Source organism: Aeromonas mytilicola subsp. aquatica (assembly GCF_044336385.1).
Taxonomy (GTDB): Bacteria; Pseudomonadota; Gammaproteobacteria; order Enterobacterales; family Aeromonadaceae; genus Aeromonas; species Aeromonas rivipollensis.
The window spans coordinates 497,137-517,813 of the sequence record NZ_CP172298.1 but is presented as its reverse complement, the minus strand read 5'-3'; the positions used below and the strand labels follow the sequence as shown (position 1 = coordinate 517,813).

Here is a 20,677-nt window from a genome sequence, read left to right as displayed (position 1 = left end):
CGCGCGGCCATCAGACCGGACCTTGGCGCCGTCCCTCCTTCACATCATCTCTGGCAAGCTGGGCGAAGATCAGCGCCGCCAGCATGGACATCAGACAGGACCTTGGCGACGTCCCTCCTTCACATTATCTCTGGCAAGCTGGGCGAAGATCAGCGCCGCCAGCATGGACATCAAACCTATGCACAGATAGGTGAGGTGGAAGCCGCCGAGCCAGCGTTCGCTCACCTGTGCCGGCTGCCCGGCGGAGAAGAGCCCGAGCAGGCTGGCGGCGATGGCCACCCCCAGGCTCATGGAGAGCTGCATCACCACCGACAGCAGGCCGTTGCCGCTGCTGGCATGCTCGGCACTCAGGTCTTGCAGGGTCAGGGTATTCATGGCGGAGAACTGCAGGGAGTTGATGGCACCGAAGACCGCCAGCCAGACCAGCAGTACCCAGTGCGGCACCTGGTTGTCGATGAAGTAGAAGCTGGCGATCATCACCCCCAGCGCCAGGGTATTGCCGATCAGGATGCGGCGATAGCCGATGCGCGGGATCAGCTTGTTCACCAGCGTCTTGGTCAGCATGGCGCCGATCACAGTGGGGATCATGGTCATGCCCGCCTTGCTCGGCGAGAAGCCCAGCCCCAGTTGCAGGAAGAGCGGCGTGAGGAAGGGCATGGCGCCGCTGCCGAGGCGGGCGAACAGGTTGCCCCAGATGCCGATGGCGAAGGTGGTGGTCTTGAACAGCGCCAGGCTGAACAGCGGCTGCGCCACTGTGGCGGCATAGAGCCAGTAGCTCGCCATGGCGGCCAGACCGAACAGCAACGCAAACAGCGCCCAGCCGGTGGAGATGCTGTGCTCCCCCAGCCCCTGCAGGCCCACCGACACCAGCACCATGCCGACGCTGAACAGCACGAATCCCTGCCAGTCAAACCTGGCGGTGTGCTGGCGCAGATCGGGCATGAAGTACCAGCTAGCGATGAACCCGAGCACGCCCACCGGCAGGTTGATGAGGAAGACCCAGTGCCAGCTCGCCACTTCCACCAGCCAGCCCCCGAGTGCCGGGCCCATGAGGGGCCCCAGCAGGCCGGGGATGGTGACGAAGGACATCACCCGCAGCAGCTCATGCTTGCTGTAGACCCGCAGCACCGCAAGGCGCCCTATGGGCATCAGCAGGGCGCCGCCCACCCCTTGCAGCACCCGGGCGGCGACCAGCATGGGCAGGGTATTGGCGGCCGCACAGGCCAGGGAGCCCAGGGTAAACAGCAGTATGGCGGCCAGGTAGACGCGGCGGGTGCCGAACCTGTCCGCCAGCCAGCCGGAGGCGGGAATGAGCAGGGCCACCGTCAGCATGTAGGCGATGATCACCGACTGCATCTGCAGCGGGCTCTCCCCCAGGGCCTCGGCCATGCTGGGCAGGGCGGTGTTGAGTATGGTGCCATCCAGCGTCTGCATGAAGAAGCCGACCGCGGTCAGCCAGGGTAGCCACTTGCGTTGGGCGGGGGTCACCAGGTGAGTGCTGTCAGGCATGAGTCTTTGTCTCCTCAACAGATAAGAAAAGACCCGCACGGGCGCGGGTCATATCAGCATATCAGGCATCCGGCTGGCCGAGCATGGCTCTGAGCTGCTCTTCCAGACTGGGCTCCGGGGCCTTGAGCGTATCAAGGAACAACCGCTCTATCCCCGCCTTGTCCTGGCTCTTCACGATGAACACCAGCCGGGACTGGGCCTTGCCCTCGGGCCACTCCCCCAGGGCCTGCAACGGATAGAGCTGGCCGTGCACTCCGTGGATCACCACGGGCTGGCTCTCGCCCTCCAGCTGCAAGATCCCTTTGAGGCGCAGCAGGGCGTCGCCATACTGGGCCTGCACCGCATCGATGGCGGCCAGCAGGCGGGACGGCTTGAGCGGCTCGCCGATGCGCAGGGAGAAGCTCTCTATGTTGCCATGCTCGAAATGAGTCGGTGCGGCCGTGCCCACCTTGGCGGCAAAGGGCTGCATCTTGGGTTGCATGGGAGATGCCAGCCCCTGTCGGGGTGACTCGGTGCGCAGCCAGGCCAGCAGTTGGCGCAGGTCGCGCCCCGCCGCCTCGTTGTAGGCGCCAAGCTTCTCCAGCACAACGGGTGAGAGCACGCCGTTGCTGACCCGCTGGATGGGGGCCGCCGGGTTGAGGGATGCCAACTGGCTTTCGACCCGCATCAGGGTCTCTTCCTCCACCAGATCCCCCTTGCTCACCACCAGCAGATCCGCCAGCGCCACCTGCTTGACCGCCTCGTATTGCTGGCCGAGCTGCTGCTCTATATGACCGGCATCCACCACTGTCACTGTGCCATCGAAGCGGTAGCGCTGGGCGATGAAGCCCTCTTCCTTCAGGGTAAAGAGCACGGGCGCGGGATCCGCCAGGCCAGTGGTCTCGATAATCAGTCGCTTGAACGGCTTAATTTTCCGTTGAATGGCCTTCATAAAGAGTCCCTGCAGCGCTTCCACCAGAGAGCCCTGCACCGAGCAGCAGATGCAGCCGGAATCGAGCAGCACCACCTGCTCGTCCACCTGCTGCACCAGATGATGATCCAGCCCCACAGAGCCGAACTCGTTGATGAGCACGGCGCACTCGCCGAGCTCCGGCTGCTTGACCCAATGGTTGAGCAAGGTGGTCTTGCCGCTGCCGAGGAAGCCGGTCAGCAGGGTCACGGGGATACGGGTGTCTTGTGGGTCTGTCATGTCACATCCTTAGCGCCTGTTGTCATGGGGCTTGAAGAGGCTATCTCTTCCCCTCCTCCCCAACCCTTCTCCCACCAGGGGAGAAGGGAGCAAAAAATATCGCCCTTTTCCAAGAGGCCATCCTCACCGGTTGGCGAACAGTTCGCCGAGCCAGCGGTTCTCGAAGCGGCCGTTGGGGTCGAGCTCGCGCTTCAGGGCCAGGAAGTCGTGCCAGCGCGGCAGCAGGGCCGGGAAGTCGTAGAGATCCATCGCCAGGTGCTTGCCAAAATGCGGCGTACCGCCGAGCGGCACCAGCAGTTGCTGCAGCTCGCGCATCTGCTCCATGGAGCCGCCCACGAAGGTGCCGTCTGCCGCCAGATAGACCAGGAACCCTATCCAGCACACCGACTTGCCATAGGCGGCACTGAGCCAGGCCTCGGAGGGGCCGGTGCAGCGCAATATGAAGGGGTAATGCAGCGCCCCCGGGTTGCGCTCCTGCCAGTGCTGCAGAATTTCGAGCGCCTCCTGCATGCGCTCGAGGGGTACCGCCACCTCGCAGTTGATCTGGGGCGCCGGTATCCCCTTGCAGAGGATCTGGTAGACGTTGCCCACCAAATCGGAAGCGTCCTTGAAGCGGCGCACCGTCTCGAAATGCTCCCCGGCCCGCGCCTCGTCCTTGGTGTCCCGCGCCATCTTCTGCAGGGTGGCATCTATGGTGTCATTGAGTGCGGTGTTCATGGCGCCGTCAACGCCCTCCTCCAGCAGCAGTGGCTTGCTGCCCCCGGCGCGGTAGCGGACCACCTCCTCCTCGGAGGCGGGATCCACCAGCCAGATGTGGCTCTCGCCGGTCCAGGCGAACCACCAGCTCTTCACGAAACCGTGTTCACGGTTGAGCCGCTCATTGTGTTCCAGCAGGAAGGGGTAGTCGGTGGTGAACTTGGTGCAGCGCATGATGCGGTTCGGCACAGTGCGAAGGCGCACGTCGAGCAGCACACCTAGCATGCCCATGCCCATCACGAAGGCGCCGAAGCGCGGATCGGTGCGATCCACCTGGATAATATCCCCATTGGCCAGCATAACGGTCAGGGCCTCCACCGCATCGCACAGGGAGGACTGGTGCAGCCCCTGGCCGTGGGTGCCTGTGCTGAGCGCGCCCCCCAGGGTCTGGATGCCGATGACACCGGGGGATGCAGGCAGCATCCTATCCATGGCGATGAGATCCCCATAGACGGTATCGAGGGGCGTGCCCGCCTGGTAGGTGACGGTATCGGCGGTTTTCGCCAGCTGGCCACGCAGATGGTGCAAATCCACCAGCAGCGCCTGACTGCCCTCGGCATAGACGCTGTGAATGGGTTCGAAGGAGAGGCCGGAGCCGATCAGCCGCAGCTTGCGCGTCGGGTATTCACGCAGCAGCGCCTGCAGCTCGTCGCGATTCTTCGGGCGCCACACCTGATCCAGGGCGCCGAGGGGGTTGGTCCTGGACCAGTTGAACAGCACCTCCCGATTGCCAATCGCCTTGATGCTGTGAAATGCCTGGAACCTGACCGTCATACCGCGCCTCATCTGACTTCAAAATGAGCGGCAATTCTACCGAAAAGCGAGCGCCAAGGCATGAAAAACAAGCCCCTACAGTCGAGGGTGGATAAGGGGGGGCCAGCCCCCTTCTCCTCAGCGTGATTGCTGGGTCAATGCCAGCAGCATGCCGAATCCCACCAGCAGACCGCCAAACACCCGGTCGATCCAGTGGCGCACCGCCAGCAGACGAGCCCGCACCGACGCGCTGGAGAAGAAGAGCGCCACCGCGCTAAACCAGAGGGCATGGGCCAGCACTATGAAGGCGCCATAGCCGAGCTGGACCGCCAGCGGCGTCTGCGGCTGCACCACCTGCATGAAGAGGCTGACGATGAAGATGGTGGTCTTGGGGTTGAGCACATTGGTCAGAAACCCGGTGCGCAGCGCCCCCAGGCTGGAGAGGGCTGGTTGACTGGCCATCTCTTCACCGGTCGCGGGTTGGGCCCGCAGCATCTTGATGCCGAGGAAGATGAGGTAGGCCGCCCCCGCCAGCTTGATGAGGTTGAACAGCCAGAGGGACTGCTGGATCAGCAGGCCCACCCCCAGCAGGGTGTAGCTCACGTGGACACAGACCCCGGCCGCTATGCCGAGCGCCGTCAGCACGCCGGTGCGACGGGAGAGCAGCAGGCTGTTGCGCGACACCATGGCGAAATCGGGGCCCGGGCTGATGACGGCAAAGAAGGTAATGGCGACTACGGCTAACAGTTCGGTCATGAAAATAGTCCTGATCACATGGGATATCGGCTATTTTATTTGGCAATAAACCCAATGACGAACGATAACTTCTGACATGAACGGTGAGAAAAATTCACAGAAAAGCCTGTCGCTGCCCTCCCTGACAGCCCTGCGCTGCTTCGAGGTGGCGGCCCGCACCGAGCACTTCGGTCGCGCCGCCGACGAGCTGCACCTCACCCATGGCGCCATCAGCCGGGCGGTGCGCCTGCTGGAGGAAGACCTGGGCGTCAGGCTGTTCGAGCGGCGCCAGCGTCGGGTCTTCCTGACCGAGGCGGGCGACCGGCTCTATCAGGCGGTCAGGGAGGGGCTGGGCCAGATCCGGGAGACGGCCCAGGCGCTGCGCCAGCAGAGCCGCCCCCAGTCGCTGGTGCTCTCCTGCGAGCCCACCCTGCTGATGCGCTGGCTGATCCCGCGCTGGCCCGCCTTCCAGGCCCTGCACCCCGAGCTGGACGTCCACCTGATGGCAGGGGGCGGCGCCCTCAGCTTTGGCAGCGGCATCGATCTCGCCATCCGGCGCAATGACTTCGACTGGCCCAAGGATCTGCACAGCCAGCTGCTGTTCGAGGAGCTGACCGGGCCTGTCTGCCAGCCGGGCAAGGTAGCGCAGTTTTTCGAGCCGCGAGGGGAAGAATCCGCCCTGCGTCCCTCGGCCCCCCGCCTGCACACCAAGACGCGCCCGGATGCCTGGTCACGCTGGCAGGAGAATGCAGGGCAACCCCAGAATGACGAGGCACCGACCCAGACCTTCGAACACTTCTACTTCAGCCTGCAGGCCGCCGTGGCGGGCCTTGGCGTCGCCATAGGCCCCTGCCGGCTGGTGTGTGACGATCTGGAGGCTGGGCTCTTGGCTGCTCCGCTCGGCTTCGTTCCGGATGGCACCGGCTACCACCTGCTCGCCCCCGCCAGACCCGAGCCCGGCAGCGCCCACGAGAAACTGGCGAACTGGTTGCACAGCCTGAGCTGAGCGCTCACTGTTCCTCCCCGCACGGCAGTGTTGACCTCGGGGACTCACGGCAGCCAGCCGTGACCTGGCTCAGTTGGCCCGAAAGGCACTGCCACTCTGTTGCGCCGCCAGCAGCAAGGCATCCACCAGGACGCGCACCTTGAGCGGCATGTGCTGGCTCCTGGCCCAGAGGAGATTGATCGGCATCTCGCCGCCGGAGTGATCATCGAGCACCGAGACGAGGGAGCCCGAACCCAACTGCTCGTTTACCAGCCAGGTCGGCACCTGCACCAGCCCAAGGCCAGCCAGTGCCGCTGCCCGCACGGCTTCCCCATCCCCCATCTCGTAGCGTACCGGGATGTCATAGGCTTCCGTGTTGCCCGCCCCATTGCTGAGCAGCCAGCCATGACGATGGCCGGCTCGCCAGTCGATGATGCAGTCGTGCCGTGACAGCTCATCCGGGGTCAAGGGCACCCCGCGCCTGGCCAGATAGGAGGGCGCCCCGCAGATGACGAGCCTCTGCTCCCCCAGACGGCGCGCAACGAGATCCGCCTGGTCTTCCAACGCCCCTATGCGTACCACCAGATCGATGTTGGCCTCGATGAGATCGACCTTGCGCTCGTTGAAGGTCACCGACAGATCCAGCTGTGGATGCTGGCCAGCCAGTTCCAGCAGGATAGGCAGCACGTGCCTGCGGCCAAACGCAGCGGGAAGATCGATGCGCACGCGACCCGACGGGCTCTGCTTTCCCGATGCAAGGCTCTGTTCCGCCTCCTCCAGCACCCGGATAGCCTGAAGACAGCTGGCCAGATACGCCTCTCCCTCCGGGGTCAGGCTCACCCGACGGGTTGTTCTGTGCAGCAGCTTGACCCCCAGTCGCGCCTCCAGGCGCACTATGCTCTTGCTCAGCGCCGAGCCGGTCAGCCCCAGCCCCAGCGCCGCTGCGGTAAAACTGCCTGTCCGAGCCACGGCGACAAAGTGTCTGACGCTCAGAAAGGGGTCCTGTACTGTCATCTACTCGGTCCTTGAAGGAATTAGAGATTGGAATGATAGCTACTTAATCAACCTCAAGGAATCAATCACACTGTAAACAGGTTCATTCAACACCACTCCTTGCTTGGGGTGGCCTGGATAGCCTTGAGTTCCCAACTCGCTCAGACCTTGCTTCATCACCAGACAGGAGAGATCAGATGTTGACCGTCAAACCCCTCAGTGGACAAGTTGCCTTCGTACAAGGTGGTTCCCGCGGCATAGGTGCCGCCATTGTGAAGCGCCTCGCTCGCGACGGTGCCGCCGTGGCCTTTACCTATGTCTCTTCCGCCAGCAAGGCAGAAGAGCTTGTCGCGACCATCACGGCGGCGGGCGGCAAGGCCCTGGCCATCCGTGCCGACAGCGCGGATGCCGTGGCCGTACAGCACGCCATACGCCAGAGCGTCACCCGCTTCGGACGGCTGGACATTCTCGTCAACAATGCCGGGGTACTGGTATGGGGCCACCTTGAGGAGCTGACTCTGGATGACCTGGATCGCACCCTGGCGGTCAACATCCGCAGCGTCTTCGTGGCCTGTCAGGAGGCGGCTCATCACATGGGCAAGGGGGGGCGCATCATCAACATCGGCAGCACCAATGCCGATCGCATCCCCATGGCGGGCGGATCCGTCTACGCCATGAGCAAATCGGCCCTGGTCGGCCTGACCAAAGGCATGGCACGGGATCTGGGCCCCCGGGGCATCACGGTCAACAACGTGCAGCCAGGCCCGGTCGATACCGACATGAACCCGGCTGACGGGGAATCGGCGGAGCAGCTCAAGGGGATGATGGCGCTGGCCCGCTACGGCAAGGATGACGAAATCGCCAGCTTCGTCGCCTACCTGGCGGGATCTGAAGCAGGCTATGTCACAGGCGCCAGCCTGACCATAGATGGCGGCTTCTCCGCCTGACTTTCCCTCTGACCTCAGATACAAAAGCCCCGGCACTCGCCGGGGCTTGGTCATCAGGGGGCATCACTGCCGCACACTCGTGATGCGGTTTGCGTGGCAGCTCCGCTTCAGGCTGGTTCAGGCTGTTCCTCTTTGGCCTCAATCGCTGGCGAGGCCGCCTGCGCCAGCTGCTCGTCACAGAATTGCCGGACGGGCACGGGACGGCCGAACAGGTAGCCCTGCAGATAGGTCACCTTGCCCTTGAGATACTCCGCCTGCTCGCGGGTCTCGACCCCTTCGGCCACCAGCGCCAGGCCGAGGCGGTGGCCCAGATCGATCACGTTGTCGACTATGTGCTCGGAGAGGGACTCGGTACCGATACGACGAATGAAGGACTGATCGATCTTGAGGTAGTCCACATGGAACTGCTGCAGATAGACCAGGCTGGAGTGGCCGGTGCCAAAATCATCCATGGCCAGCTTGACCCCCATCTCGTTCAACGCCTGGAACAGCGAGAGGGTATGGGGATCCGCCACCAGCAGCTCCCGCTCGGTCAGCTCCAGCACCAGCGTCACCTTGCCAAGTGCGAAGCGGGCGAGGAAGCTGCGGCACTCCTCCAGCAGGCTGTCGTCCCGGCAATGGGCCGCGCTGATGTTGAAGCTGATGTGGAAGCCATCGGGCAACTGCGCCTGGCTTGCGACCAGCTGCTGCCCCACCCTCCCCATGATGAGGCTGGTCATGGGCACTATCAGGCCACAGGCCTCCGCCTGGGGAATGAAGAGATCCGGACGGATCAGCCCCACGTCAGGATGCTGCCAGCGCATCAGCACCTCGACCCCCATGATGCTCTCGCTGCCGCTCTCCACCAGGGGTTGCAGGTAGGGGACGAACTCTTTGGCCCGCAGGGCCCGGGCCAGCTCGCTGGTCGGGGAGCGGGGGCGACCCAGCAGCCACCACATGAGCACGGCAACACCGGCACTGAAGGCAAACAGCAGCCAGATCCCGAAGCCATGATGCCGCCACAGCCCCATCAGGGTGGGAGCAGAGGAGTAGCCCGCATAGATGGAGAGCGGATAGCCAGCAGCCTGGAGCTCGACATGCTCCTGACTCGCCAGGGAAGGCGTGGCGGCGAAGAAGTGGCCCTCCTCGTCGAGCCAGCCATCGCCCACCCTGAGCATCAGGGGCATGGCTCCCTGGTTGAGGCTCAGCATGAAGTTGAGGTAATCCCCATCGATCAGGGTCATCACGGCCCCTTGCACAGTGCCGGTGCGCACCGAGAGGACGGGATGATGCCGCCGCACCTCGTTCCCCTCCATCAGGCGCAGCTGGCCCTGGCTGTACTGCTCGGCGGTATAGGGGATCCGGCGCCGGCCAAACTGGGAGGTACAGTAGACGCTGTCCCCCTGGCTCAGGTTGACCGAACGCACGAAGGGCACCATGGCGACCAGGGATCTGAGGGTCGGCAGCGCAGTGGCGCAGGGCTTGCCCAGAAATGGCAAGGCCTGGCGATTGGCCGCCTGGGCATGAGACAGCATGGTCTCCATCAGCGCCAGGGTATGGCTCGCCGCCTGATGGGACTCCCACTGCAGATCGACCCGATAGCGAACGAGCATGGCCCAGTTGCCGAGCAGCATGGGCAGCGCGAACATCAGCAAGGTGATCAGCAGTCTTGGCCTGGGTCTGGCCGTGTCGGCCGCGGAGCAATAACGCATGGCGGATCCCGTTCGTAAAGGGTCGCCATCTTAGCAACCCAAGCTGAACCCAGGCCTAACCGGTCAAATAACGAGCAGCCACACTGCGGGACTCAGGCGGAGGAGGCGCGACCGGCAACTGGCTGGCTATCCGCCTCCCCTGCCGTCAACCCCTGACAGAACTGACGCAGCGGCTGGGGGCGCGCGAACAGGAATCCCTGCAGATAATGCACCCCCTTGCCCCTGAGGTAGGCGGCCTGATGCTCGGTCTCGACCCCTTCGGCGACCAGGGCCAGGCCCAGCCTGCGACCGAGATCGATCACGTTGTCGACTATGTGTTCGGAGAGGGACTCGGTGCCGATCCGCCCGATGAAGGAGCGGTCGATCTTGAGATAGTCCACATGGAACTGCTGCAGGTAGATCAGGCTGGAGTGGCCGGTGCCAAAGTCATCGATGGCGAGCTTGACCCCCATCTCGTCCAGCTGTGCGAACAGGGAGAGGGTATGGGGGTTGGCCACCAGCAGCTCCCGCTCGGTCAGCTCCAGCACCAGCGCCACCCGCCCCGGCTGGAAGTGGGCGAGGAAGGCGCGGCACTCCGCCAGCAGGGAGAGATCCCGGCAGTGGGCGGCGCTGATGTTGAAGCTGATGTGAAACCCCTCGGGCAGCTGGCTCTGCACCTGCTTAAGGCGATGGGCCACCACCTTCATGAGATGGGTGGTCATGGGCACTATCAGCCCGGACTCTTCCGCCTGGGGGATGAAGAGATCCGGGCGGATCAGGCCTGAGCTCGGGTGCTGCCAGCGCATCAGCACCTCGGCCCCCACCATGCGGTCGTCCTTGCTGGCCATCAGGGGTTGCAGGTAGGGAACGAATTCCCCCGCCAGCAACCCGCGCCTCAGCTCGTCTGTCGGGGAGCCCGGGCGACCGAGCACCCACCACACCAGCAGCGCGAGCAGCACAGAGGTGCCGGCCAGCCACAGCAGGGCCAGATGGCGGGCCTCCCAGAGTGAGTGCCAGTAGAGCGGCATGGCATAGCCCGCATGGATGGCGAAGGGGTAGCGGTGGGAGGAGAGTTCAAGACGAGTCTTGCTGTGCAGCCTGGGGGGCTGGCTCTGATGATGGCCGGACTCGTCGATCCAGGCCGACCCGACCTGCAGATAGAGCTCGCTGGCGTCGCTGCTCATGGCGAGCATGAAGCCGAGCTGGGTGCTGTCGATGGCGCTCAGCACCGCATCGCGCCCGCGATCATGGCGCACCACCAGCAGCGGATGATTCTGACGCACCTTGTTGCCGCGCATCAGCAGCAACTTGTCCTGCGTGTAGACCGACCTGTCATCCAGCTCATGGACAGGTCCAAACAGCGAGGTGCAGTTGATCACCCCGTCTCTCACCAGATTGACCGAGCGCAGGAAAGGCTCGAGGGCTACTCTCTTGCGCAGTTGCAGCAGGTTGCCGGTACAGGGCCGGTTCACCAGCGGCAATGCCTCCAGGTTAGCCTGCTCGGCCTGATCCAGCATGCGCTCAAGCAAGGTTCTCGCCTTGTAGGCGGAGGCGCTGGCGTCGCTCCTCAACTCCTGCTCATAGCTGCGGTGCACCATCCAGCCCCCCGCCAGCAGTGGCAAGGTCAAGACCAGCAGGGCACAGCCAAGGCGCCATCTCGTACGGGCAAGATCAATCCGGAACAGGAACATAGCAACCACGCCGCAATTCGCAGGCTTGCCCTGGCAAGCACCGCAGTGAAATAACGCCCATCTCGCACAGAAGACAATGGGACCATTCAGGCCAGACAACCTAACGCAGCGCGCTGGTAAAAGAAATCGACGACGCAGTGGCGGCAGATTGGCGGCCCATTATCGCGCAACCCCCACAAATGGAAAATGCCGCGTCAGGACGCGGCATTGTTATTTCCAGTGGTCAGACCGACCAGGCTTAGACCGCCTGTTGCAAAATCACCGCATCGGCCTTCTTGGTGTAGGAGGCGATTTCGTTGAAGTTGAGGTAGCGGTAAGTGTCGGCCGCCGTGGCATCCAGGGTCTTGGCGTATTGCAGGTACTCCGCCACTGTCGGGATCTTGCCGATGATGGCGGCAACCGCGGCCAGTTCGGCAGAGGCCAGGTAGACGTTGGCCCCCTTGCCCAGACGGTTCGGGAAGTTGCGGGTAGAGGTGGAGACCACCGAGGCCCCTTCCGCCACGCGCGCCTGGTTGCCCATGCACAGGGAACAGCCCGGGATTTCGATGCGGGCACCGACGCGACCAAAGATGCCGTAGTAGCCCTCTTCGGTCAGCTGATCCTTGTCCATCTTGGTGGGCGGGGCAATCCACATGCGGGTCGGCAGCTCGCCCTGGTACTTCTCGAGCAGTTTGCCGGCGGCGCGGAAGTGGCCGATGTTGGTCATGCAGGAACCGATGAACACCTCGTCGATCTGGCTGCCAGCCACGTCGCTCAGCAGACGGGCGTCGTCCGGATCGTTCGGCGCACAGAGGATGGGCTCCTTGATGGTGGCCAGATCGATCTCGATGATTTCGGCGTACTCGGCGTCCTTGTCCGCTTCCATCAGCACCGGATTGGCCAGCCACTCTTCCATCCCCTTGATGCGGCGGGTGATGGTGCGCACGTCGCCGTAGCCTTCGGACAGCATCCATTTCAGCATCACGATGTTGGACTTCAGGTACTCGATGATCGGGGCCTGATCCAGCTTGATGGTGCAACCGGCGGCGGAGCGCTCGGCACTGGCGTCCGCCAGCTCGAACGCCTGCTCCACTTTCAGAGTCGGCAGACCTTCGATCTCGAGGATACGGCCGGAGAAGATGTTCTTCTTGCCCGCTTTCTCGACGGTCAGCAGCCCCTTCTGGATGGCGGCGTAGGGGATGGCATGGACCAGATCACGCAAGGTGATGCCAGGTTGCAGCTCGCCCTTGAAGCGCACCAGCACGGATTCCGGCATGTCCAGCGGCATGACGCCGGTGGCGGCGGCGAAGGCCACCAGGCCGGAGCCCGCCGGGAAGGAGATGCCGATGGGGAAACGGGTGTGGGAGTCACCGCCGGTACCCACGGTGTCCGGCAGCAGCATGCGGTTCAGCCAGGAGTGGATGACGCCGTCACCGGGACGCAGGGAGACACCGCCACGGTTCATGATGAAGTCCGGCAGGGTGTGGTGGGTCTGCACGTCTATGGGCTTGGGATAGGCCGCTGTGTGGCAGAAGGACTGCATGGTCAGATCGGCGGAGAAGCCGAGGCAGGCCAGATCTTTCAGCTCGTCACGGGTCATGGGGCCAGTGGTGTCCTGGGAGCCGACCGTGGTCATGCGCGGCTCGCAGTAGGTGCCCGGGCGTATGCCCTGCACGCCGCACGCCTTGCCCACCATCTTCTGGGCCAGGGTGTAACCCTTGCCGGTGTCGGCCACAGGCTGCGGGCGACGGAACACGGTGGAGAACGGCAACCCTAAGGCCTCGCGGGCCTTGTCGGTCAGGCCGCGGCCTATGATCAGCGGAATGCGGCCACCGGCGCGCACTTCGTCGATCAGCACCTCGGTTTTCAGTTCAAAGCGGGCCAGCACCTCATCGGTGCCGTGACGGGTGATCTTGCCCTCATAGGGGAAGATGTCGATCACGTCGCCCATTTCCAGCTTGGAGACATCCACTTCGATGGGCAGGGCACCGGCATCTTCCATGGTGTTGAAGAAGATCGGGGCAATCTTGCCGCCGAGGCAAACGCCACCGGCGCGCTTGTTCGGCACGAACGGAATGTCGTCGCCCATGAACCAGAGCACCGAGTTGGTGGCGGACTTGCGGGAGGAGCCGGTACCGACCACGTCACCGACGTAGGCCAGCGGGAAGCCGGTCTGCTTGAGCTCTTCGATGGCCTTGACCGGGCCTATGACGCCGTCCTTGTCCGGGGTGATGCCGGGGCGGGCGTTCTTCAGCATGGCCAGGGCATGGAGCGGGATGTCGGGACGGGACCAGGCATCCGGTGCCGGGGACAGGTCGTCGGTGTTGGTTTCGCCGGTCACCTTGAACACGGTGACGGTGATCTTCTCGGCCAGGGCGGGGCGGTTCAGGAACCACTCGGCATCGGCCCAGGATTGCAGCACCCGCTGGGCGTGGGCATTGCCCGCCTTCGCCTTCTCTTCCACGTCGTGGAAGGAGTCGAACATCAGCAGGGTGTGGGACAGCCCCTTGGCGGCAAGAGGAGCCAGGGAGGCGTCGTCCAGCAGATCGATCAGCGGCTGGATGTTGTAGCCACCCTGCATGGTGCCGAGCAGCTCGACCGCTTCGGCGGCGGTCAGTATCGGGGAGTGGGCCTCGCCCTTGGCGACGGCGGTGAGGAAGCCGGCTTTGACATAGGCCGCTTCATCAACACCCGGGGGAACGCGGGAGGACAACAGTTCTTTCAGAAAATCATGTTCACCGGCGGGCGGGTTCTTGAGCAGTTCAACCAGGGCGGCGACCTGCTCTGCATCCAGAGGTTTGGCAACCACGCCCTCGGCGGCACGTTCTGCGACGTGTTTACGGTATGTTTCAAGCACGACTAATTCCTCTTTGGTCTTTTTTTTGGGGTTCGCCCAAGCTCGCGGCGATCGTCCTTGCGGGACACCCGTAGGGTGCCCCCCACTATATAAGTTTTAACGAGTAATTAAAATCCAAACCCTGTGCAGTTATTCGCCAAACCAGCATAACCATATAAGCCGCTTAGGTTTTTTTAAACTGACAAGAGACACAGCACAAACAAGTTAACAAAAAGTCAGCATTTCACCCTTATTGGAACGTAGTGCCCAATTGCAGATAGAACATGTCGTGTCCCCCCTCCGCCATGCCATAGCCGAGGAAGATGGGGCCAAGGAAGCTCTCCACCCCCACATAGACGGAGCCCGAGGTATAGGAAGATTCCAGGCTGATGTCGGCCCCCTTGTTCCAGACCCCGCCCTGCTCGAGGGAGCCCCCGAGGAACAGGGGTGCCTTGATGGCCCCGAAGTCGTTGTCCGCCACCCGATAGATGTATCGCAGACCGCTGAACAGGCTGTAGCGGCCGCTCAACTGGTAGTGCTGGAAGCCGGAGAGCCGGAACAGGCCGCCGAGATCCTGCACGAACAGCGGCACCTCTTCCTCCGAGGAGGAACCGCCCCCTTCCAGCATCAGGTTGAGGCTGTGCCGCCCCCATGACCAGGGCTTGATCATCGCCATGTGGTAGTTGAGCCCCTCGGTGTTCTCTGTCGGCTCGCCGGTCGGCTCTATCTTGATGTGGGAGTAACCCCCCTTGATGTCCCAGTAGACCCCCGCGTAGGGGAAGTAGCGACTGTCGAGGGTGTCGTGTTCGAAGCGAATGTAGGGCCCCCAGGCGGTGGCATCCGCATTCGCGTCGGACAGGTTCTGGACATCGACGCCGCCCACCTGGCCTTCCAGCCCCAGGGACAATCTGCTCCAGGGCTGGCGGTTCCAGCCGACGGCGAGATCCATGCTGGTGAAGCTGTACTCAGAGTCCAGATAACGGACCCCGGACGATTTGACATCCTCCTCCGGGAAGAAGACCCGGCGCTGGGTCTTGTCATAGGCCAGGCTCGCCTCGCCATAGAAGGTCTGGGAAGGCTCGAGCGGCGTGTAGAAGTCGGTCTTGAGGTGCTTGGCCGTGCCGAGCGACGCCTCGGTCAGCCACTCGGCGCCCCAGTCGTTGACGTTGGTCAGGGTATAGGACATGCCGACGTTGTAGTTGGAGCTGCTCTCGAAGTCATCGGAGAAGCCGAGCTGGAAGTTGAGATAGCCCGGGCCCCAGTTCTTCTCGCTGGCATCCACCACCAGCACGTTCTCGCCATCCCGCTCCTCCACCTCGTAGGTGATGCGGTCGAACGACTCCAGGGCGTAGAGGCGGCGGATCCCGGCCTCCAGGCTCTCATAGGTCTGCACCTTGTCCGGGCGCACCTTGAGCATGGCCCGCACCGTCTCGTCGGAGAGGCGCGACTTGTTGAGGATCTCCACCTTGTCGATGTAGTAGGCCGGCTGCCCGCTGCGCTCGGCGCGGCGGCTCAGCTTCTTGTTGCGGTAATCCGCGTAAGCGTCGGGGGAGAGCGACAGGGCATCGAGCTGAGCGGAGGCGCGGTCAGCCACCGCCTCCCCCTGCTTGATCCCCTCCGGCATGCGGGCAAAGTCGGCGATCCCCATGTCACCGAATTCCGGGCTGAGCAGCACGTCCTTTGGCCCCAGCAGCGCCTTCTGCTTCTCGCTGCCGACCTGGGTCATGTAGGTGGTGAGCTGGTCTATCATGGCCAGCCCGGATTTGAGCGACTCCCGGGTGCGCAGCTTGGCGCCTATGTCCACCGCTATCACCACGTCGGCCCCCATGGCCTTGGCCACGTCCACCGGCATGTTGTTGACTGTGCCACCGTCGGCCAGGATGTGCCCTTCCCACTCCACCGGCTTGAGGGCACCGGGGATGGACATGGAGGCCTGCATCGCCTTGGCCAGGCTGCCACTGTCCAGCACGAAGGGGGTCACCGTCTCCATGTCGGTGGCCACGGCGCGGTAGGGAATGGGCAGATCGTCGAAGCTCTTCTGCGCCGGCAGGTTGGAGGTGGCATGGCGCAGCAAACTGGCCATGGATTGGCCCTGGAAGAAGCCGTCAGGCAACTGGGTGGAGTCCCCGTTGACTCCGATGTCGGTGCGCAGCTGGTACTTCTCGCTCTGCTGCTTCTTGCGCAGGGAGAGCTCGTCACGACCGACCTTGTCCTGATAACCCTTGTTCCAGTCGATGGCGAGGGTCATGCGCTCCACCTCCTCGGCACTGAGCCCCATGGCGTACATGCCCGCCACATAGGATCCCATGCTGGTGCCGACGACGATGTCGACCGGGATCCGCTTCTCTTCCAGCACCTTGAGCACCCCTATGTGGGCCGCCCCCTTGGCGCCGCCGCCGCTCAGCACCAAGGCTATCCTGGGTCTCTCCGCCTTGCCTTCGCCGCCGTGCACCCTGGCCTTGGGCCCGGTGTCACTGGCCTGGGCTATCCCCGCCAATGGCAGAGTTGCCAGCAGAAGCATTAGCAGATGGGTCCATCCCCGATGAAAGATGCGCATATGAGTGTCCATTGATCCGTGCGAGTCGAGCGAGCAGCCCGCCGACATGAGTGCTGCCAACTATAAGTTCCAGAACTTTAACTGCAAGCGACCCTGCTGGCGAGATGTCATCACCCCCCGGGGCCCCAGAGCCAGGGATAACCGGCGCCAATCCAGTCCCGGCCTGATGTGAGCGCAAACGTTAATCGGCAATAATCGCCGCCACCACCTCAAGAGCGCGCCAAATCAGCCGTTAATATGTACTCAACCTTAGGCCCACACCCCGAGTCACCCTTATGTTCGCAAGCCTGACACTCAAACAGAAAATTCTGGCCACCGTCATCCTCGCCGTGGCTCTCTCCTGCCTGCTGGTGGGCTACTTCAGCCAGCGCTCGGCCCAGCAGCTGATCGAGACCCGCATGTTCGAGCAGGAGCTTCCCAACCTGACCCAGCGCATCGGCAAGGAGATCGAGAAGGATCTCACCTCGGTCGCGAGCGCCGCCAGACAGCTGGCCAATGACCGCTTCGTGCTTGACTGGGTGGCCCGCGGCATGCCCAAGGAGCAGGAGTCCATCCTCATCGACCAGCTCAAGGACATGACGAGCCAGTATGGCCTGGTCACCGCCTCCTTCGCCGATCGCCAGAGCGCCGCCTACTACAACCAAGAGGGCTTCCTGCGCATCCTGAACCATGAGCAGGACAACTGGTTCTACGACTACACCAAGAGCGGCCAGGACCTGATGCTCAGCATCTTTCGCGAGAGCAATGGCGAGGTGAAGCTGTTCGTCAACTTCCAGCAGCTCGACGGGCGCGGCCTGGCCGGGCTTGCCAAGTCTCTCGACAGCATGGTCAGCATGCTCGCCAACTTCCGCATCGGCGACAGCGGCTTCGTCTTCATGACAGATGGCAGCGGCAAGGTGAAGCTGCACCCGGACGCCGCCCGCATCGACAGAGACAGCCTGAGTCAGCTGGCAGGCCCGGGCGCCGGCGCGCTGATGACCAGGCAGCCCTTTGCCGCCACCCACGCCGAAATAGATGGCCAGCCCGTGGTGCTCGCCACCAGCTATATCCCCCTGCTCGACTGGTATCTGGTAGCCCAGGTGCCGGAAGCCGAGATCTATGCCGAGCTGGACAAGGCGCGGCTGCACATAGTGCTGGTGAGCCTGCTCATCGCCGTCGGCATGGGGCTGCTTGGCGTCCTGCTGGCCGGCTCCGTCAGTCGCCCCCTCAACGAACTGGCTCGCCTGTTCCGGGAACTGGGCAGTGGTGACGGGGATCTGACCCAGCGCCTCAAGGTGGAAGGACGGGACGAACTGAGCCAGGTCGCCACCGGCTTCAACAACTTCGTCGCCAAGATCCACGGCTCCATCGAGCAGGTGGCGAGCAACTCCCGCCAGCTCGCCGCCACCGCCAACGAGGTGGCCGCCAAGGCCCAGCTGACCCAGCACAACTGTACCGCCCAGCGGGATCGCACCGTCCAGGTCGCCACCGCCATCCACGAGATGGGCGCCACCGTCAGCGAGATCGCCGGCAATGCGTCGCTCGCCGCCGACGTGGCCAGGCAGGCCAACGATCAGGCCGATGCGGGAGCGGTCGTGGTGGCGCAGGCCCGCCACGGCATAGTCGGCCTCTCGGGGGAAATCGAGCAGGTGGCCGGAGTCATCGAATCCCTGGCGAGCCAGACCGACTCCATCGGCAGCATACTCGACACCATCCGCAGCATCTCGGAGCAGACCAACCTGCTGGCGCTGAACGCCGCCATCGAGGCCGCCCGCGCCGGTGAACAGGGCCGCGGCTTCGCCGTGGTGGCCGACGAGGTGCGCAACCTCGCTAGCCGCTCCGCCGCCTCCACCGCCGAGATCCAGGGCATGATCAACCGCCTCCAGGAACAGAGCGCCCGCGCCGTCAGCGCCATGGCCCAAGGCCGCAACCAGAGTCTGGAGGTGGTCACCCAGGCAGATGCCGCCAACGGGGCGCTCGGCCAGATCACCGCCCACATCACCCAGATCAGCGACATGAACATCCAGGTCGCCACCGCCACCGAGGAGCAGTCCAGCGTGGTGGGGGAGATCAACCGCAACGTGGAGGACATCAACCAGCTCACCATGGAGACAGCCGACATCGCCCACCAGCTGACGGAGTCCAGCCGCAGTCTGCAGCAGCTCTCCGGCGAGCTCGACAAGCTGGTCGGCAACTTCCGGCTATGAGATGAAAGAGCGCTTCGGCGCTCTTTTTCGTCCGGGTCGGCAGGGAGTGTCGGCCCGGGCATGACGGCAAACCGTCATGACAAGCCGCTACATTAGCGACATAGCAACACACCAAGGAGCCATCATGCTGGCAGGCAAGATCACGATCAAAACCCAACTCATCCTGGCCGTTACCGTGCCCTGTCTCGCCCTGTTGCTGGTCGGCGCCGCCAGCCTGCGCAGCATGGGCAACATCAAGCAGCAGGCCGATGAGTTGTTCCAGAATACCGCCACCCCCATGCGGGCCATGGCGGAAGTGGCCTCCCGCATCCCGCGCATGCGCGTCGGCATCGACATGATGCTGCTGCAAGACACCTCCCTGCGCGACGAGAAGGGGGTGCTGACCCGGGTCAAGGAGACCCGCGAGGAAGATATTCCCGAGATGCGTCAGGCCATGCAGCAGGCGGTGACGGCCCAGGTCGATCCCGCCGCCCGGGCCGAGGCCGAACGGCTGCTCGGCCAGTTCGAGAAGATGGAGCGTGAGGAGCTGATCCCCATGCTGCAGGCACTGGAGAAGGATGAGATGGAGGTGGCCCGTACCATTTATCGGGACAGCTACAGCCAGACCTATGGGGAGATGCGAAAGGGGGCCAACGCCCTGCTCGACGGCCTCATCGGCCAGGCCCAGCACCGCAACGAGCTGAGCCAGAGCAGCTATGACAGCGGCCGCAACCAGATGATCGCCATCATAGTCATCGCCATTGCCATCTCGCTGCTGGTCTCGACCCTCATCCTGATCGGGTTACGCCGCCGGGTCTCCTTCCTGCAACTGCACATCGGGGATGCCGCCCGCCATCTCGCCCTCGACAGCAGTGCCAGCCTCACCGGCAAGGACGAGCTGGCCGAGATAGCCAGCAGCTTCAACCAGTTCGTGGCCCGCATCCACGGTGCCATAGAGCAAGTGGCGAGCAACTCCCGCCAACTCGCCGCCACCGCCAACGAGGTGGCTGCCAAGGCCCAGCTGACCCAGCACAACTGTACCGCCCAGCGGGATCGCACCGTCCAGGTCGCCACCGCCATCCACGAGATGGGCGCCACAGTCAGCGAGATCGCCGGCAATGCGTCCCTGGCCGCCGATGTGGCCAAGCAGGCCAACGATCAGGCCGATGCGGGAGCGGTCGTGGTGGCGCAGGCCCGCCACGGCATCGTCGGCCTCTCCGGTGAAATCGAGCAGGTGGCCGGAGTCATCGAATCCCTGGCGAGCCAGACCGACTCCATCGGCAGCATACTCGACACCATTCGCAGCATCTCGGAGCAGACCAACCTGCTGGCGCTGAACGCCGCCATCGAGGCAGCCCGCGCCGGTGAGCAGGGTCGCGGCTTCGCGGTGGTGGCCGACGAGGTGCGCAACCTCGCCAGCCGCTCCGCCGCCTCCACCGCCGAGATCCAGGGCATGATCAACCGCCTCCAGGAGCAGAGCGCCCGCGCCGTCAGCGCCATGACCCAGGGCCGCAACCAGAGTCTGGAGGTGGTCACCCAGGCGGACGCCGCCAACGGGGCGCTCGGCCAGATCACCGCCCACATCACCCAGATCAGCGACATGAACATCCAGGTCGCCACCGCCACCGAGGAGCAATCCAGCGTGGTGGGTGAGATCAACCGCAACGTGGAGGACATCAACCAGCTCACCACAGAGACAGCCGACATAGCCCACCAACTGACCGCGTCCAGCCGCAGTCTGCAGCAGCTCTCCGGCGAGCTCGACAAGCTGGTCGGCAACTTCCGCCTGTAATCTTCCAGCGCCTCTTTCTGACCCATACAAGGGCGCTGCGGCGCCCTTCGTCATAACCACGGCAAGCCGTGACGCACGGTCTTTGCGCCGTATCCAACCGCCCTGCCACACACCTCATAA

Annotated in this window: 13 protein-coding genes; 4 read left to right on the top strand and 9 right to left on the bottom strand. The window is 63.9% G+C overall.

The genetic code is table 11. The features are described from left to right. Positions 1-90: 90 nt before the first annotated feature. The 4 genes from mdtD to ACFWHB_RS02550 all read right to left on the bottom strand — a co-directional run bounded on the left by mdtD (position 91) and on the right by ACFWHB_RS02550 (position 4,963). A complete protein-coding gene (mdtD, locus tag ACFWHB_RS02565) occupies positions 91-1,509 on the bottom strand; it encodes a multidrug transporter subunit MdtD (RefSeq protein WP_395949397.1) in 1,419 nt (472 codons plus the stop codon). A gap of 61 nt (positions 1,510-1,570) precedes the next feature. Further along, on the bottom strand, positions 1,571-2,698 hold the full coding sequence (locus ACFWHB_RS02560; RefSeq protein WP_395949396.1) for a CobW family GTP-binding protein: 1,128 nt from the start codon (positions 2,696-2,698) through the stop codon (positions 1,571-1,573). Between the two features lie 123 nt (positions 2,699-2,821). Then, complete coding sequence (locus tag ACFWHB_RS02555; protein ID WP_395949395.1) at positions 2,822-4,228, bottom strand: D-arabinono-1,4-lactone oxidase; 1,407 nt, start codon at positions 4,226-4,228, stop codon at positions 2,822-2,824. A gap of 117 nt (positions 4,229-4,345) precedes the next feature. After that, positions 4,346-4,963: a LysE family transporter gene (locus ACFWHB_RS02550; RefSeq protein WP_338890180.1), complete on the bottom strand. Its 618-nt coding sequence runs from the start codon at positions 4,961-4,963 to the stop codon at positions 4,346-4,348. 76 nt (positions 4,964-5,039) lie between these two features. Here ACFWHB_RS02550 and ACFWHB_RS02545 point away from each other — a divergent pair, with 76 nt between their 5' ends. Then, a complete protein-coding gene (locus ACFWHB_RS02545; protein WP_395949394.1) occupies positions 5,040-5,948 on the top strand; it encodes a LysR family transcriptional regulator in 909 nt (302 codons plus the stop codon). A gap of 69 nt (positions 5,949-6,017) precedes the next feature. Here the strand turns inward: ACFWHB_RS02545 and ACFWHB_RS02540 are convergent, their stop codons facing one another. After that, complete coding sequence (locus ACFWHB_RS02540; protein WP_395949393.1) at positions 6,018-6,941, bottom strand: LysR family transcriptional regulator; 924 nt, start codon at positions 6,939-6,941, stop codon at positions 6,018-6,020. A 176-nt stretch (positions 6,942-7,117) separates the two neighbouring features. Here ACFWHB_RS02540 and ACFWHB_RS02535 point away from each other — a divergent pair, with 176 nt between their 5' ends. Then, positions 7,118-7,867 carry a 3-oxoacyl-ACP reductase family protein gene (locus ACFWHB_RS02535; RefSeq protein ID WP_395949392.1) on the top strand — a complete coding sequence of 250 codons (750 nt, stop codon included), beginning with the start codon at positions 7,118-7,120 and terminating at the stop codon, positions 7,865-7,867. Positions 7,868-7,974: 107 nt separating this feature from the next. On the opposite strand, the gene ACFWHB_RS02530 is transcribed toward ACFWHB_RS02535, so the two are convergent. From ACFWHB_RS02530 to ACFWHB_RS02515, 4 genes are all read right to left on the bottom strand, one after another. Then, positions 7,975-9,558, bottom strand: a complete 1,584-nt coding sequence (locus ACFWHB_RS02530; protein WP_395949391.1) for an EAL domain-containing protein — start codon at positions 9,556-9,558, stop codon at positions 7,975-7,977. 92 nt (positions 9,559-9,650) lie between these two features. Beyond that, complete coding sequence (locus ACFWHB_RS02525) at positions 9,651-11,228, bottom strand: EAL domain-containing protein (RefSeq protein WP_395950166.1); 1,578 nt, start codon at positions 11,226-11,228, stop codon at positions 9,651-9,653. A gap of 238 nt (positions 11,229-11,466) precedes the next feature. Beyond that, on the bottom strand, positions 11,467-14,064 hold the full coding sequence (acnB, locus tag ACFWHB_RS02520) for a bifunctional aconitate hydratase 2/2-methylisocitrate dehydratase (protein WP_163148428.1): 2,598 nt from the start codon (positions 14,062-14,064) through the stop codon (positions 11,467-11,469). A gap of 229 nt (positions 14,065-14,293) precedes the next feature. Continuing rightward, positions 14,294-16,600 (bottom strand): patatin-like phospholipase family protein, encoded by a 2,307-nt coding sequence (locus ACFWHB_RS02515; protein WP_395949390.1) that lies wholly within the window; start codon positions 16,598-16,600, stop codon positions 14,294-14,296. A 275-nt stretch (positions 16,601-16,875) separates the two neighbouring features. Between ACFWHB_RS02515 and ACFWHB_RS02510 the strand changes: the two genes are divergently transcribed. Both ACFWHB_RS02510 and ACFWHB_RS02505 read left to right on the top strand, forming a co-directional pair. Then, positions 16,876-18,786: a methyl-accepting chemotaxis protein gene (locus ACFWHB_RS02510; protein WP_111911100.1), complete on the top strand. Its 1,911-nt coding sequence runs from the start codon at positions 16,876-16,878 to the stop codon at positions 18,784-18,786. A gap of 124 nt (positions 18,787-18,910) precedes the next feature. Then, positions 18,911-20,557: a methyl-accepting chemotaxis protein gene (locus ACFWHB_RS02505; RefSeq protein WP_395949389.1), complete on the top strand. Its 1,647-nt coding sequence runs from the start codon at positions 18,911-18,913 to the stop codon at positions 20,555-20,557. The last annotated feature ends 120 nt before the right edge of the window (positions 20,558-20,677 follow it).

What these genes read in the sequence shown, in the direction of transcription:
- mdtD (WP_395949397.1), bottom strand. Translation starts at nt 1,509, where the DNA reads ATGCCTGACAGCACTCACCTGGTGACCCCCGCCCAACGCAAGTGGCTA.
- ACFWHB_RS02560 (WP_395949396.1), bottom strand. Translation starts at nt 2,698, where the DNA reads ATGACAGACCCACAAGACACCCGTATCCCCGTGACCCTGCTGACCGGC.
- ACFWHB_RS02555 (WP_395949395.1), bottom strand. Translation starts at nt 4,228, where the DNA reads ATGACGGTCAGGTTCCAGGCATTTCACAGCATCAAGGCGATTGGCAAT.
- ACFWHB_RS02550 (WP_338890180.1), bottom strand. Translation starts at nt 4,963, where the DNA reads ATGACCGAACTGTTAGCCGTAGTCGCCATTACCTTCTTTGCCGTCATC.
- ACFWHB_RS02545 (WP_395949394.1), top strand. Translation starts at nt 5,040, where the DNA reads ATGAACGGTGAGAAAAATTCACAGAAAAGCCTGTCGCTGCCCTCCCTG.
- ACFWHB_RS02540 (WP_395949393.1), bottom strand. Translation starts at nt 6,941, where the DNA reads ATGACAGTACAGGACCCCTTTCTGAGCGTCAGACACTTTGTCGCCGTG.
- ACFWHB_RS02535 (WP_395949392.1), top strand. Translation starts at nt 7,118, where the DNA reads ATGTTGACCGTCAAACCCCTCAGTGGACAAGTTGCCTTCGTACAAGGT.
- ACFWHB_RS02530 (WP_395949391.1), bottom strand. Translation starts at nt 9,558, where the DNA reads ATGCGTTATTGCTCCGCGGCCGACACGGCCAGACCCAGGCCAAGACTG.
- ACFWHB_RS02525 (WP_395950166.1), bottom strand. Translation starts at nt 11,228, where the DNA reads ATGTTCCTGTTCCGGATTGATCTTGCCCGTACGAGATGGCGCCTTGGC.
- ACFWHB_RS02515 (WP_395949390.1), bottom strand. Translation starts at nt 16,600, where the DNA reads ATGCGCATCTTTCATCGGGGATGGACCCATCTGCTAATGCTTCTGCTG.
- ACFWHB_RS02510 (WP_111911100.1), top strand. Translation starts at nt 16,876, where the DNA reads ATGTTCGCAAGCCTGACACTCAAACAGAAAATTCTGGCCACCGTCATC.
- ACFWHB_RS02505 (WP_395949389.1), top strand. Translation starts at nt 18,911, where the DNA reads ATGCTGGCAGGCAAGATCACGATCAAAACCCAACTCATCCTGGCCGTT.